At 61.3% G+C, this 15,119-nt stretch carries 9 protein-coding genes; 5 read left to right on the plus strand and 4 right to left on the minus strand.

The features are described from left to right. Positions 1 to 12: 12 nt before the first annotated feature. On the minus strand, positions 13 to 3,393 hold the full coding sequence (locus tag IPF49_03125) for a mechanosensitive ion channel (protein ID MBK6286639.1): 3,381 nt from the start codon (positions 3,391 to 3,393) through the stop codon (positions 13 to 15). Between the two features lie 270 nt (positions 3,394 to 3,663). Between IPF49_03125 and IPF49_03130 the strand changes: the two genes are divergently transcribed. The 5 genes from IPF49_03130 to IPF49_03150 all read left to right on the plus strand — a co-directional run bounded on the left by IPF49_03130 (position 3,664) and on the right by IPF49_03150 (position 8,070). Continuing rightward, the gene (locus IPF49_03130; GenBank protein MBK6286640.1) at positions 3,664 to 4,089 is read left to right on the plus strand and encodes a rubrerythrin; all 426 of its coding nucleotides are present in this window, start codon (positions 3,664 to 3,666) and stop codon (positions 4,087 to 4,089) included. A gap of 67 nt (positions 4,090 to 4,156) precedes the next feature. Beyond that, positions 4,157 to 5,488 (plus strand): Fe-S oxidoreductase, encoded by a 1,332-nt coding sequence (locus tag IPF49_03135; protein MBK6286641.1) that lies wholly within the window; start codon positions 4,157 to 4,159, stop codon positions 5,486 to 5,488. A gap of 176 nt (positions 5,489 to 5,664) precedes the next feature. Beyond that, on the plus strand, positions 5,665 to 6,249 hold the full coding sequence (locus IPF49_03140) for a DUF3501 family protein (protein MBK6286642.1): 585 nt from the start codon (positions 5,665 to 5,667) through the stop codon (positions 6,247 to 6,249). A 13-nt stretch (positions 6,250 to 6,262) separates the two neighbouring features. Further along, positions 6,263 to 7,147 (plus strand): LysR family transcriptional regulator, encoded by an 885-nt coding sequence (locus tag IPF49_03145; protein MBK6286643.1) that lies wholly within the window; start codon positions 6,263 to 6,265, stop codon positions 7,145 to 7,147. 101 nt (positions 7,148 to 7,248) lie between these two features. Then, on the plus strand, positions 7,249 to 8,070 hold the full coding sequence (locus IPF49_03150; protein MBK6286644.1) for an alpha/beta hydrolase: 822 nt from the start codon (positions 7,249 to 7,251) through the stop codon (positions 8,068 to 8,070). Between the two features lie 9 nt (positions 8,071 to 8,079). On the opposite strand, the gene IPF49_03155 is transcribed toward IPF49_03150, so the two are convergent. The 3 genes from IPF49_03155 to IPF49_03165 form a co-directional block, all read right to left on the minus strand. Further along, positions 8,080 to 8,286 carry a DUF3565 domain-containing protein gene (locus tag IPF49_03155; protein ID MBK6286645.1) on the minus strand — a complete coding sequence of 69 codons (207 nt, stop codon included), beginning with the start codon at positions 8,284 to 8,286 and terminating at the stop codon, positions 8,080 to 8,082. A gap of 28 nt (positions 8,287 to 8,314) precedes the next feature. Then, entirely contained in the window at positions 8,315 to 14,542 is a 6,228-nt protein-coding gene (locus tag IPF49_03160; GenBank protein MBK6286646.1) for a putative Ig domain-containing protein, read from the minus strand. Positions 14,543 to 14,653: 111 nt separating this feature from the next. Next, positions 14,654 to 15,028: a hypothetical protein gene (locus tag IPF49_03165; protein ID MBK6286647.1), complete on the minus strand. Its 375-nt coding sequence runs from the start codon at positions 15,026 to 15,028 to the stop codon at positions 14,654 to 14,656. Between the last annotated feature and the right edge of the window lie 91 nt (positions 15,029 to 15,119).

The following is a 15,119-nucleotide window of genomic DNA, read 5'->3' on the forward strand; positions in this document are numbered from 1 at the left end:
GTATCGTCCCCCTTACGACTTGAGCTGCGCCGCCTGGTCGACCGAGCGCAGATGCAGATCCATCTGCGGATAGGCGATTTCGATGCCCTTCTCGCGGAACACCTCGGTGATGCGCATATGCATATCGTTCAGCACCGGAAACCGCAGCGCCACGTCCTCGACATGGAAAAAGCAGCGCAGATTGAGTGAGCTGGCGCCGAATTCGCGAAATACCACGTTGGGTGCGGGCTCCTTGAGTACCCGCGGATCGCTGCCGAGTATCGAGAGCAGCGTGTCGCGCGCCACACGCGGGTCCGCGTCATAGGAAATCCCGACCTCGAAAGTCGTCCTCACCACCGTCGAGGACAGGGTCCAGTTGATCAGGCGCTCGGTCACAAAGGTCTGGTTCGGCACGATGATCTCGCGATTGTCGAAATCGGTGATCGTGGTGGCACGCATGCGGATGCGCTGGATCGTCCCGCTGAATTCGCCCAGCGTGATCACGTCGCCGATACGCACCGGCCGCTCGAACAGCATGATCAGGCCGGCGAAGAAATTGGCGAAAATCGCCTGCAGGCCGAAACCGACACCGACCGACAATCCGGCGGCCATCCATTGCAGCTTGGACCAGCCGAACCCGAGCATCTGCAACGAAATCATCACGCCGGCGGTGGCGACCAGGTAACCGAGCACCGTCTGGATCGCATACAGCACGCCCTTCTTGGTAATGAAACTGTAGAACACGATGCCGATCAGCGACGGCAAACCCTTCGCCAGCACCAGGCCGAGCACCAGGACGAGCAGCGCCTTGCCGGCATCGAACAGCGACACCGTGGCCAGGGTATCGGTGCCCGCCACCACGGTTTCGTAATTCCACAGCGCCACTGTATCCAGCACTTGCAGCGCGGTGAAAAACTGGCTCCATATGGTCAACAGCAATACCGCCGACCCGCCCAGAATGATCACGTTGAACAATGCGACGGCACTGTCATTCATGCGTTCCCAGTTGATTTCATCGCCGGCCTCTGCTGGCTTGGTCCCGGTGGAATCGCCCTGATCGCTGCCATCGGCACGCTCTTCCTCGTGGGCTGCAATGGAACGCTGCGAGGCAATCGTGATCCCGAGCAAGCCGGTATCGAGCGCCATCTTGGTGAACATGATCAACACGATCGTTACGAAACCGCCCTGCAACAGCGCGATCGCCGTGAAGTGGTAGCCGAGAACATCCAGTACCAGTGCCAGCGGTTGCAATGCGATGACAGCCAGCACCAGCAGCGGCCAGATCCGCTGCAATATCGGGTGAGTGCGTGAAAAGAACGCGGCATTGAACATTCCACGCGCGGCGCGCGTGACCAGCACCGAAAACACGAAAAAAGCCGCCGCCACCAGCAACAGACCGATACGAAACGACTGGTCCGCCGCAGTCTTCGCCGACAGCTCGGTGGTCAGAACGTTGACGAACAGCAGCGGCAGCAACACCCACAGCGCAGTGATGAGCAGACGCTCGACGGACTGCACGCGGGCGGCCTTCCAGCGCAGATGCTGGCGCGCGAAGCCCTGGGGACCGAGCGCCTCGCGGATTACCAGGTAACCATAACCCAGCAATGCCGTCCGATAGCAAGCAATAGCGAACGCCGTCGACAACTGATCAGGCTCCTCGGCATGCCCGCTCAACCAGCCCAGCGTCACCAGCAGCACCGGCAACGGCAAGGCCAGGAAAACATGCGTTCCGATTGCCTCGAACGCCATGTGAAAGCGGTAGTTTCTCCAGCCGATCTTGCGTGCGCTGCGCGACTCGAGGCGCTGCATGAGCACCCCCCTGTAGCGCAGCTGCAGCGCGAAGAAAATCAGCGCAAGCAGGGGAATCAACGGGTTTGACCGGGCCGCGCGCGCGAGTTCCATCGGAAAGCCGCGCCAGTTCGCGGCCCGGATCACCTGCCAGGCAGCCGCTGGCCAATGGAGCAGGTCATCGAGGTTGAGCGGGCGATGCGACTTCATCCAGATCAGGTTGCGGTCGAGCAGCTCGCGGAAGTCCTCGGCCACCTCGGCCTGTTCCGTATAGGCCTGGTCGAGATCCACCAGTTGCTCGGTCCCCTGGACCAGCACCAGGTTCAGCGACTCGAGCAAGGCGCTGCGCGCGCTCAACAGGCGGTCGCTCGCGGCCAGCGCTGCCTCGCGCTCGCCATTGCTGAACGGAACACCGTTCAGCTCGGTCGTCGCCTCGATGGCCCGGTAGACGCGTTCGTGCATGCTCACTTCGGACTGCAGCAATTGTCCGATCTCGAACCCGCGCAGGCGCGCCGCCGCCAGCATCGCGGAAATGCGTCGCAGATTGGATTCCGGACTATCATAGTTTCCGAGCTTCAGGTAGTGCTCCATCAACACCGGCCCGAGCGCATCGTCGATCGACGAGATCGTGAGCTGCTCGCGAATGCTGTCCGCCGAGGCTTTCAGCTCGCGCAGGCGATCATTGGTCTCATTGAGTTCTTCGCTGATGCTCTCGGCGCGCGTCACCACGAATACGCGCTCGTCGGCAAGCTGCATCAGACCCTGCTTCAACGCCAACACCTCGGGGTGCTGCGATTGGATCGACTCCATGCGTTCCGCCAACAAGGTCCGCGCTTGCTCGGCCTCGCTGATGCGCTTCAGCGTGTCCATATTGAGCAGCTCGGCAAGGAATTGCTCCGCCAGCTCACGCTGTGCGCCCACCAGTTTCTGCTGCGCACGCACCGCAACCAGGCGCTCCGGTATGGTGCGTATCTCGGTTTCCAGCTTTGCCACCTTGCTGTCGGTAAGTAGCTGCCGCGAGCGCCATTCGTCGCGTCGCGCCTGGCTCAGGGCCTTGCTGTCTTCGGCGCGCGCGGCCGGCGCAATGCTCGCGGCGCCCTGCGCAACCGCCTGCTTCAATTCCAAGCGCGCGTCTTCGCTGCGTCCCTGCAAGGTGCGCATGGTCTCGAGCAGCTTGGCGTCCTGAACCCGCAGCTTTTCCAGTTTCGCGCGCGTATCACTGAGCACGCGCTCGAGCCGGGCAATCGCGACGCTTTGCGACAGCGATTTTACCGAGCGCGTCTGGCGCTGCAGATCGCGCAGCTCGCGATCGGAGCGCTCGACCTTGCCCGCCGACTCCTGGAACAAACGATCGAAGCGCTCCTGCTCCGAGCGATACTCGATCGCTGTCTGGAGATTGGCGACCACCGCGGCATAGAGTTCCGCGAGCTTGGCATTCTGCGGGTCCGCCTGGCTGGCGCCCTGGTAGCTTGCCAGGCGCTGCTGCATTTCGGGAAGCGACAACTCGCTCTCGGTATCATCGGCCAGGCACTGGTGCGCAAACGCCAGGACGACGATCAGCGCGGCGGTTGGAGCCCAGTCGGCAAAACGGCGGTTCACGATCGAGGCGGTTGTGCTGAAAGACATGGTCGGGAAAATTCCGGGGCACGGGTGACAGGGCGACAGTTTACTGAATTAGCGCGCCTCGCTGTGGAACCCGGATCGGGCGCTCTGCCCCGGGCGGTACCGGGTGCCGATGTGGATATGATTTGCGCCGAATCAATTGATAGGCAAAACCTATCGGTAATATAGAAAATAACTGTTGTAACTTATCGGTCAGAGAGTATCCTGTAAGGGCTTGAACACCCAAGGCGGGTCGTCTGGCGTGGACCCAATCCAATGCACCAGGAGGTAATCATGGAACTCAAGGGCTCGAAAACTGCAAAGAATCTGGCCGACGCATTTGCCGGCGAAAGCCAGGCCAATCGTCGTTATCTTTACTTCGCGGCCAAGGCGGATGTCGAAGGCTCACCGGATGTCGCGGCGGTATTCCGTGCGACGGCGGAAGGCGAAACCGGTCATGCACACGGCCACCTCGAGTATCTCGAGCAGGTTGGCGATCCGGCGACGGGCCTTGCCATCGGTGCCACCGAGCATAACCTCAAGTCGGCGATTGCCGGTGAAACCCACGAGTACACCGACATGTACCCGGGCATGGCAAAGACCGCGCGCGACGAAGGCTTCGGCGAGATTGCCGACTGGTTCGAGACACTGGCCAAGGCCGAGCGCAGCCACGCGGGCAAGTTCCAGCGCACGCTGGACAGCTACCTGTCGGAGCGCTGAGCGCAACCGGACAGGCGGCAACCGCCGCCTGTCCCCTTTTCTTTCGTCAAAACCCGGAGAATCGCCGATGAGTTCGCGCGAAGGCGGCCTGCAGGCACCCACCCGTCACCCGCTCGGCTGGACCAGCGAGGATTTCTACAACGAGGAAAAATGCCTCGCGGAGATGGATCGCGTGTTCGATATCTGTCACGGATGCCGGCGCTGCGTGAGCCTGTGCGACTCGTTCCCGACGCTGTTCGACATGGTCGACGAATCACCCACCTTCGAACTCGAGGGCGCCGACAAGAGCAAGTACAAGGACGTGGTGGACCATTGCTACCTCTGCGACCTGTGTTACCAGACGAAATGCCCCTACGTGCCACCCCACGAGTGGGCGATCGACTATCCGCACCTGATGCTGCGCGCCAAGGCCATCAAGTTCCGCCGCGAAGGCGCCAGCCTGCGTGACAAGGTCCTCACCTCCACCACCACGCTCGGGCGCCTCGCCAGCATTCCGCTGGTCGATGTAACCGTGAACGCGGCAAACAAGCTTGGCTTTGTGCGCAAGGGCCTCGAAGCGGCGCTTGGCGTTCACCACCTGGCCAAGGTGCCGCAATACCAGAGCAATCACCTCAGGAAGCGCCTCAGGAATCACCAGCCCGGCGCCCAGGAACCGCAGACCGCGGGTCCGACGCGCGGCAAGGTCGCGGTGTTCGGAACCTGTTACGGCACCTACAACACACCCCAGATGGGCGAGGACCTGGTGCGGGTGTTCGAACACAACCGCATCCCGACCAAACTCGTCAGCGGCGAAAAATGCTGTGGCATGCCAAAGCTCGAACTCGGTGATCTCGACAGCGTCGCCGCGCTGAAGGAACACAACATCCCGGTTCTGGTCGAAGCGATCCGCGCCGGCTGGGACATCATCGCGCCGATCCCTTCCTGCGTCCTGATGTTCAAGCAGGAATTGCCGCTGATGTTCCCGGACGATGCCGATGTGCGGACCGTGAAGGAGAACATCTACGATCCCTTCGAATACCTGATGCATCGCCACAAGGCCGGCCTGCTGAACACCGAGTTCCCGAACAGTCTCGGCAAGGTGGCCTACCAGGTGGCCTGTCACCAGCGGGTGCAGAACATCGGTCTGAAGACACGCGACGTGCTCGCGCTGATCCCCGGCACCGAGGTCAAGGCCATCGAGCGCTGCTCGGGGCACGATGGCACCTATGCGGTGCGCAAGGAGACATACGAACACGCGATGAAGATCGTGAAGCCGGTCGTGGGCCAGGTACAGCAGTTCGACCCCACGTCCTATACCAGCGACTGCCCGATGGCGGGCTCGCATATCGCCCACGGCCTCGGTCACGACACCGATCCCCTGCACCCGCTGTCGCTGCTGCGCAAGGCATACGGGATCTGAATCGGCACAAGCCAAGCGAGCGTCGCGGCACCACGCGAGGGAGTGGCGCCGGGGATGATCGCAGCAGGCATTGTGTCGCCGGGACGGCGACACAAGCCTGCAGGGATGTATTCACGGCGCGCCTGCAGCGAACATCCCCGGCGTCAATCCCGAATTCATGCAATGAGGTTAACGACATGATTCACACCATCACACCGAACGACCTGATTCCGCTCGATGAGTATGCGCGGCAACGCGACGCCTATCGCAGCGAGGTCATGCAGACCAAGAAACTGCGCTATGTCGCGATCGGCGAGAATGTCTCGCTGCTGTTCGAGAACCGCACCACCGTGCTCTACCAGATCCTCGAAATGCTGCGTATCGAGAAGACCACCGACAGCGAAGGCATGCAGCAGGAACTCGATGCCTACAATCCGCTGATCCCGGGCGGCAAGGACTGGCGCGCGACGATGCTCATCGAGTTCGCGGATGCCGACGAGCGTCGTGTGCAGCTCAAGTACCTGCGTCACGTCGAACATCATGTTTACGCGGACATCGGTGGCACCCGCATCGCCGCGACCGCGGACGAGGACATGGAACGCTCCAACGAGGAGAAAACGTCAGCGGTGCACTTCCTGCGTTTCGATCTGACCGACGAGGTGATTAGCGCGCTACGCAGCGGCGCTGCGCTCGCGTTCGGCATCGATCATCCGCACTATCATTTCGAGAATCGCATCGAGGATCCGGCCGTCCTCGCCTCGCTCGTCGACGACCTGCTGTGAGCGCAGCACCGGCGTGAACATCCGCGACCTGCAGTACCTGGTTGCGGTTGCCGAACTGCAGCACTTCGGGCGCGCGGCAGAACGTTGCCATGCCAGCCAACCGACACTCAGCATGCAGATCCGCAAGCTCGAGGACCAGCTTGGCGTGGCACTGTTCGAGCGCTCGGGACGCCGCGTCCTGATTACCGGCGCGGGCGAACAGATCGTCGAGCGTGCCCGCATCCTGATCCGCGACTACGAGGAACTGCAAAGCGTTGCGCGCCGCCTCAAGGATCCCACCGCCGGCCACTACCGCCTCGGCGTGTTCCCCACGCTTGCCCCGTACCTGTTGCCACGGGTGATACCCGCGATCCATGCCGAGTACCCGCGGCTGCGCCTGTTGCTGCTCGAGGAAAAAACCGAACTGCTGCTGGCACGGCTGCGGCGCGGCCAGATCGACCTGGCGCTTCTCGCGCTGCCGGTGCCGGGCGATGACCTCTATTGCAAGACGCTGTTCGATGAACCGTTCTGTCTTGCCGCAAGCGATAGGCATCCGCTCGCGCGCAAGAAAAATGTCGGGCCGTCCGACCTGCAGGACGCCAACCTGTTGCTGCTCGATGAAGGACACTGTCTGCGCGACCAGGCGCTGGAATTCTGCAAGCGCAACGCGATCGACGAAAGCCGCGAGTTCCGTGCCACCAGCCTCGAGACCCTGATCCAGATGGTCGCGACCGATCTGGGGATCACACTGGTTCCGGAAATGGCGACCCGCGACGCCCCGCGCAATCTGCGCTTCATACCGTTCCGCGCTCCCGCACCGCACCGCACGATCGGTCTCGTGTGGCGGCGCAACACCAGCCAGCAGGACTTTTTCGAACAGCTCGGCGAGCTGATAACACGGCATCGTGCCGGCGTTTGAGCAGCCCGGCGAAGGCCTCCCGGTACACCATCGGCATCATTGTTTTGCGTCCCCCTGTTCTGTTAGCCTTTGTCCGATCCATCCTCCGGAACCGGATACACATGAGCAGCAGCGAGCCTTCGCGCCATCAGGCGCCACGAACACTCTACGCGGCACTGGAATTCGGGCGTGCGGTGCAGGAGCTCAGCTCCCTGCTACCGACCAATCGCTGGCTGTCCCGCCTGCCGCACGGCGAGGGGCAACCGGTGATGACGCTACCCGGATTCGGTGGTGCTGATGGCAGCACCGCACTGATGCGCCGCTATATCACGCGCTGGGGTTATGAAGCACATCCCTGGCGGCTGGGACGCAACCTCAATCCGGGATCGGCAAAGGAAATGTCCTCGGTTCTCGATTTCATGGACACCGTGATCGGGATCGTTGGCAAGCAACTGCACGACATCAAGAAAAAAAGTGGCAAGCGCGTCTCGCTGGTCGGGTGGAGCCTTGGCGGTCTCTACTCGCGGCAATTGGCGGCGACCTACCCGGACCTGGTACGGCAGGTGATCACCTTGGGCACGCCCTTCGGTGATCCGCGCTCGACCATCGTCTGGCCGATCATGCAGCGCCTGCGCGAGACACGGGAACCGCCCGAGGCTGATATGCAGCGTTGGATGGAACGGGCGCGCATTCCGCTCGAAGTACCGCTGTCGGTGATCTGGAGCAAGACCGACGGCTTCGTTCATCCCAGCATCGCCTGCGAAACCGAAGGCCCCCGCACCGAAAACATTCACGTCTGCAGCAGCCATGCCGGCTTTGGCGTCAACCCGCAGACGTTCTACGTACTCGCCGACCGTCTGGCGCAGCCGGAAGGCCAATGGTCACCGTTCGAGCGTCATGGCTGGCGACGTCTGCTGTACAGCGGCAAGCCGGTGCGGTATTGAGTCAGCGCATCAAAGCTGGTCGCGCGCTGCCCCCGCATCACACTTCTTGCATTCCAGTTCGAATCCGAGCATCGATGTCCTGCCCTCTTCACTGACCACCCACGGTCGATTCATCCACGGCGGAGTGTGGCGTACATGCTGGAAATGCCCGCAGGCGAGTTCCGCGACCCAGTCCTCAAGCTCATCGCGGTGATAGCCGACAATGCCCTGCTTCATGACGCTCAAGATACATCGAGATCCCGTGCTAACTCAATCTCGGTGAGCCGTCCTGCAGGCTGGCACTGGCTTGCAAGGACTGTACACTCGAACCGAAACCGCCAGCAGCCAGGATCCCCATCGCAGGGGTGAAGGAGATATCCGCAAGCTTGCCGCCCACGCCATAACGATACGCCAGGTCACCGCCGATCGCCGCGCTGTTGCTGCCACCCAGATGCTGTGCCGACAATGCGCTGCTCAGCGCCCATGCACCCAGCTTCGGATTGCTGGTTCTGGCGGCATCGAACGCGCCTACCAGTCCATTGAAATCGAAGCTTGCGATCTTCCTGTTGTAAAGCGGGTTGGATGAACCCGTGTTGTAATCGGTGCTGCCTTCCAGCACCAGTTGCAATCTGTCGATGCTGTGGTTGGATGCGCTGGAATAATAATTGGTGAACGTGATCTGGTCGGTGCTGCCCACTTTCAGGACCAGGTTATTGCCGCTTTTCTGGAACAACAGATCGGCGTACTTCGTGCCTCCGCCCAGCGACAGCGTGTTGTCCCTGGTGCTGCTCGCGGCCACCGTGTCCTGCCCATCGCCCTTGTTGAACACGATGATATCGGCACCGTTGCCGGTGTTCAGCGTATCGTTGCCAGTGCCGCCGATCAGCAGATCGTTACTGCCGCTGCCGCTCAGGGTATCGGCACCCGCACCGCCACACAGCAGCGTGTTGCCGGACGTGTTCGACAGTTTGTCATTGCCCGCGCTGCCTTCCAGGATATCGCAACCCCCGCCACCGGCAAGCGTGTTGTTCGCGCTGTTGCCACGCAGCAAATTGGCCAGCGTGTTGCCGGTGCCGTTGATGGCGCCGGTACCGCCGAGAAACAGCAACTCGATATTCGCCTCGAGCGATCGGGTAATGGAAGAGTTCACGGTGTCGATGCCTTCATTCGCGTTTTCGGCTGCCACGTCACCCGCCTGGGCAACCACGTGGACATCATTGCCGGGACCGCCGATCGTGAAGTCATTTCCCGATCCGCCATCGAGCGTGTCGTTGCCTGCGCCACCGACGAGCGTATCGGCTCCGGAACCGCCACCCAGGATATTGCTGGCGCTGTTTCCGGTGATCGCGTTGGCGAGCGTATTCCCGGTCCCGTTGATCACGGCACTTCCCGCGAGCACCAGGTTTTCGAGATTGTTGCCGAGTGTATACGTCACGCCGGCGACAACGGTATCCGTGCCTTCACCGGCGTTTTCGGTCAGCGTGATTCCCGAACTGCGATTCACCAGGTAGGTATCGTTCCCGGTTCCGCCCTTCAGCACATCCGTGCCGGCGCTGCCGCCGTCCAGGGTATCGTTCCCCGCGAGCCCGGCAAGCGTGTTCTTGCCGCTGTTGCCAGTCAGCACATTGCTCAGCGTGTTGCCGGTGCCGTTGATCGCGGCACTGCCGACAAGCAGCAGGTTTTCGATAAATGCCGGCAGGGTATAACTGATCGTGGCGCGCACTTCGTCGACACCGTCGTCCTCTTCGGTATCGTCTTCAGTGACACGGTCGAAGGTGTTGTCGACCACGTAGATATCGTCACCGTTCTGGCCCCACATCCCATCGGCGCCGACACCGCCATCGAGATAGTCATTACCCTCACCGCCGAGCAGGCTATCGTCTCCGGCGCCCCCGTAAAGCGTATCCTGACCCTCGCCCGCCCACATCTCGTCCGCGCCGTCCAGGCCATCGAGAACATCGTCGCCACCCATCGCATCGAAAAAATCATTCCACATGCTGCCAGCAAGAACATCATCCCCTTCCGTGCCATCGATCATGGCCCGGACGATCGCAAACTCAAAGCTTATTGAAGCCGAAAGCCCGCCCTCATCCCAGCCTGTCAGGCGGACAGGAAAAGACTGGTCCGCGCTGTCGGCCGGCGCCAGGGCGGTGAACTCGCCAGTGGCCGCGTCGAGGCTCAACCACGCGGGCAGCGGCGAACCGTCGGCCATTGTCGCCGTGTAGCTCAGTGAGTGCTGCGATTCGATGTCAAAGAACGCATAGTCAGGTACCGTGAAGCGGCTCGCCTGACCGGGATGGGCATCCTGCATATCCATCTGGTTCGCGACGGGTGCGGTATTGACGCCGTCAGCGCAGCCCTGGATCTGGGTTGCCGTATACCAGTACGAATATCCCTGGTTGCGAACCAGCATCGATTCGATGACGTTGTTCGGGTTCGCATACCAGCCGCTGACGGTGATCGAATTACCGGCGTTGATCGTCATTTTCAGATCGTTGCCCTGACGCGTGAACTGCATGCTTTCGATATCGACGTTCGCATCCAGCGCAAACTCGATCCGATCGCTGCCGCCGCTGTTGTCGCTGATCACATCGCGTCCACTGCTGGCGCTGAAACCGGCGTATCTATCGTTACCGCCAAAGCCGAACATCAGGTCATCGCCATCACCGCCGTTGAGGTAGTCGCTGCCATGCAACGCAAGCGCCAACGAGCCGCTGTCACCGTAGAGGGTGTCATTGCCATCCCCGCCGTACAGGTTGTCGTCCTGCCCCTCGCCCCACAGCACATCGTTACCGCCCTCCCCGTAGAGCAGGTTGGTGCCCTGGTAGCTGCCGGCCGCGGTGGTGGTTCCGCGAATGACATTGTCCAGCGCGTTACCGTATCCCTGCATCGCGTATGCGCTCCCCGTGAGCGTCAGATTCTCCACCTGTTCGCCAAGTGTGCAGGACGCAGCCGAGAACACCGTGTCGATCCCTTCGCCGGCCAGCTCCACGACGATATCGCCTGCGCCGAGAATGTAGCTGTCATTGCCGGCGCCACCGAAAAGCATATCCACCCCGTCCTCACCGTTCAGCGTGTCGTTGCCGGTGCCACCACGCAGGGTATCGTCTCCGCCACGCCCCAGCAGCGAGTCGTCACCGCCACCGCCATCCATGGCCTCCGCAGTCACCGTGCCGGTGAGCGTGTCGTTAGCGGCGGTACCGGTGAAACACCGCGCCAGCAGCTGATCGAGGGTCCAGCCCGTTCCGCTGGAAAATTCGATGCGTTGCAGCGGATTTTCCGGATTCCGCACATCGTCCGCCTTGAAAAATGATCCGATGACGAGACAATCCGTGGTTGCCTCTATCGCGATCCTGAGGTCCGCACCGTTGCGGCTCACGATGATTTCCCCGGGTGAGACACCGGGCTTGAATCTCAGCGTATTGAGCTTGCCGGCCGCCGGATCAACGAAGGGGACAATGGTATCCAGACCATCCCCGCGACCGAAGAGATAGGTGTTGCTGCCCTCGTGACCGACCAGGGTGTCGTTGCCGGCGCCGCCATCGAGCAGATCGTTGCCGCCGAGCCCCCACAGAAGGTCATTGCCTGCGCCCCCGTATAGCTTGTCATCCCCGTGCAGTACCGTCGCCAGTGCCGCCGACGTGTTCGCATAAGCGGGCAGTTCGGCATCGAACCAGTCGCGGTCGTTCACGCGATCGCCAACCAGCAGATCGTCGCCCCCCTCGCCATACAGCGTGTCGTTTCCGAGTTCACCCCAGAGATAATCGTCGCCGCCTCCCGCGGTTACCAGATCGTCGTAGCGGTCAACGGTATCCGCACCATCGGCGAACGCGATCTCCAGGTGCTCGAAGATATTCTGATTCGCACCGGTCGTCAGCCGGTACGCCAGCGCGGAATCGCCGTAGACAATATCCGTGTCGGCACCACCGACGATCTGGTCGCTTCCGGTACCGCCGAACAAACGGTTCCAGCCGCTGCCCCCGTCGATGATGTCGGCATGCTCGCCGCCGCTCACCAGATCATCGCCGGCGCCACCGTCGAGCCAGTTGATATCGCTTGCGGCGTCACGCGCCTGGGTAAAATAGAACCCGCGCACGATAGGATCCTGAACCGCGAACAGCGTCTCGTAATCGGCGCGCTCGCTGCCGAATATCAGATCATGACCGGCGCCGCCGCTGATCGTGTCCGCTCCCGCACCACCGGCGAGATAGTCATCGGCGCCGCCGCCCTCCAGCAGGTCGGCTCCGGCGAGCCCGTAAAGCGCATTGGCATCACCATCGCCTCCGAGATAGTCGCCAACCGGACCGCCTTCGAAGACACCGCCAAGATTGCCGTGGGCGGGCGAACCGTTGTAATTCTGCACTTGATCCGCATCGAAGCGGATGGCCGTGGTGGACCAGCCGTGTCCACCCTGGCTGCTGTATTCGCGCCAGTGGGCAAGCGGATCGGTCTCGTTGCTGGCGCTGCCCAAGCGCGTGACCGTGATATCGGTCGCTGGCGCAGCGGCATCGATCATGTCGCTGAAGCTGATGCCAAAGGCATTGGCGTTCCTGTCGCCAAGCACCACGCCATCGCGCAGCAGGAATCCCTCGATCGTCACGGAATTTCCGCCCGCCGTGGTCGCGATCAGATCGACCCCGCTCAGCAGATAGCGCGTCCCGTTCGCCGGTTTGCCGTGCGCGTCGGGTTCCGCGTACAGGTTGCCGACGATCTGGCCCAGCGCTCTGACCGCCATATGACTGCCGCCGGCGCCGTGCTGCACCCAAAGCGTGTTGCTTCCCTGTTCATCACTTACGATATCGCCGAGCGGTCTCGCCGCGCCACCCCCTGCAAAGCCGATCAGGTAACTGTCGTTGCCGGCGCCGCCTTGCAACTCGTCATCACCGTCGCCGCCCTCGAGCGTGTCATTGCCGGCCTGTCCGTACAGCCGATCACTTGCGGCGCCACCTTCGATGTAATCGGCCTGATCGGTTCCAAACACGAATCGTCGCGTCACGGCAAACTCCGCGCGATCCGGATTGTCCACCAGGCGAATAACCTCATCCACGAGCTGCACCGCCCGATCGCCCGCCGCCATTTTTTCCCGGTCGATGTAGAGCCCGCGATCGCGCGCGTACAGGCTTTCGCCGATCACCTCGGCGTCATTGCTGTTGAGGATTGCGCTGGCGTTCAGCAGCGTCAGCCGATCGTGCAGGAAGGTGTCGCTGGTGGCCGAAGCGCCCTTTGCCCATTGCTGATAAGCCGCGGCGTGCACGGCATGCAGCACCGCCGCGCCCGCCTGATTGGTCCCTATTCCCAGTGGGGACAACTGCATCAACGACAGAAACACGCCGAAATCACTGCGCGCCTTCGCGACGGAAATATCCTCGAGCGCATTGAACACGAGGTTGCCGCGCAATTGCGTAAACTGCGGCGTGCCCACGGGATCCTGCAGCGCGTAGATGGCCTGGTACAGCGCCTCGCGCTGGGCGGATCCGGTGGGCAAGGGATCCGCGTCGATACCGATCAGTGCCCGCACCCCGTCGATCACGCGTTCGAGACTCGCGTCCATCCGGTTGCTCGAAGACTGCAGCAGCGCGTGGTAACGCTCGAGCGTGAGGCCCGGATCGAGTTGCACCAGCAACTGGTAGGCCGCCAGCGATTCGGCGAGCAACGCGATCGCATGATTGCCCGCAGGCGGCCAGGCACTCTGATCCTCGATCGGGACATCGACCGCCACGCCCGGGCGTGAATGCAGGCCACCGATCGGGCTGAAGGAATTGCTGTCGCTGCCGTTCTCGGAGGCGATCACATTGGTTGTGCGCAAACCATCGGGAATCGAACCACCCAGCCCGGCGAAGAAACGCTGATTCACCGTGCTCGACAGGAAGCCGGGTGCGTTGAACACGGTGACCTGCCCGACATCAGCGGCAAAAATACTCGCAAATGCCATCGCGAGATGGCCGCCCAGCGAATGGCCCGTTACATCGATCAGCGGATCAAGCGCCAGCGCCTGGCTCAGTTCGCCGGTTGCACCGACCGGCGCCACCTGGACAAGGTACTCGCCGGGCGACAATGTAACGCCTCCGGGTGGTGGTGTTCCCAATCCGTCCGCAATCACATACTGCGCCACCAGCGTTCCAGCCGGTCTTGAAACCTGCAACCACCAGTTGTACATCTCGACAATCTGCCGGTAGGCCGTCCCATCGGGAAAGACGGACATGAAGTCCTCGGCGAGATCGGTAATTCCCGATGTTCCACGAATGGCCAACGTCAACTTTCCGTCAACACTCTTCAGTACCGTAGCTGAAAAGCCGTAGGAACCTCCCATCGTATCCGGCTTTACCGCGAGGATTTCCGGGTAGCGGGTAGCGAATTCGGTCGCTTGATATTCACTCATCCCTACCGATACAAGTCTTTGCCTTTGAACGTGTGTGGCAGTGACCAGCATGCAATTCGCATAGGCCGCCATGCGAAAGTTCACTGGCATTAAACAGTTCAGCTCCATGTTCATTTTCAATCCTCCTTTTGAGAACAACTTTCGAACAATTTGTTGATTTCAGACCTTGGTCCCCACAATGAAACGAAACGGGTGAGAATTCCGATAGGAAAATCCCCGCCTTCGCTAAAATGAATTTGCAATGAGCTTGCTATCTTTTTTCGGTATCAACATCCTTCTAATCGATTGCCCAAATCTAATTACGTCTTGAAAAACCCTATGCAACGATTTCGAATTAAACTCTATCGATAAATGGACTGAAGGTTTGGCATCTTCTTTCACTAGGAAAATCACAGCGCCAAACGACGAATACTTGAGCGTGGGATAGTCGACTTTTGCAATCTCCAACTGCTCAAACACCGTTACCCCTCCATCCTTCTTGCAAAGACCTCTAACCCTATGATCCCAATACGCCTTGTTCGCCTCGCAGTAGGCGATTCCGAGCCCTGCCAGGATCAGTGGCAACAGCAGAATCCACTTGATGGCTTTACCGACGCCCATGTTTCACCCTCCATTGCGGTGCGCTGTAAAAATTATCGGTTCACGGCTTTCGTCGTTCGCGACCAGGCTCGCGAATCACAGAAACTGTCCG

This window comes from Gammaproteobacteria bacterium (genome assembly GCA_016705365.1).
GTDB lineage: Bacteria > Pseudomonadota > Gammaproteobacteria > Pseudomonadales > UBA5518 > UBA5518.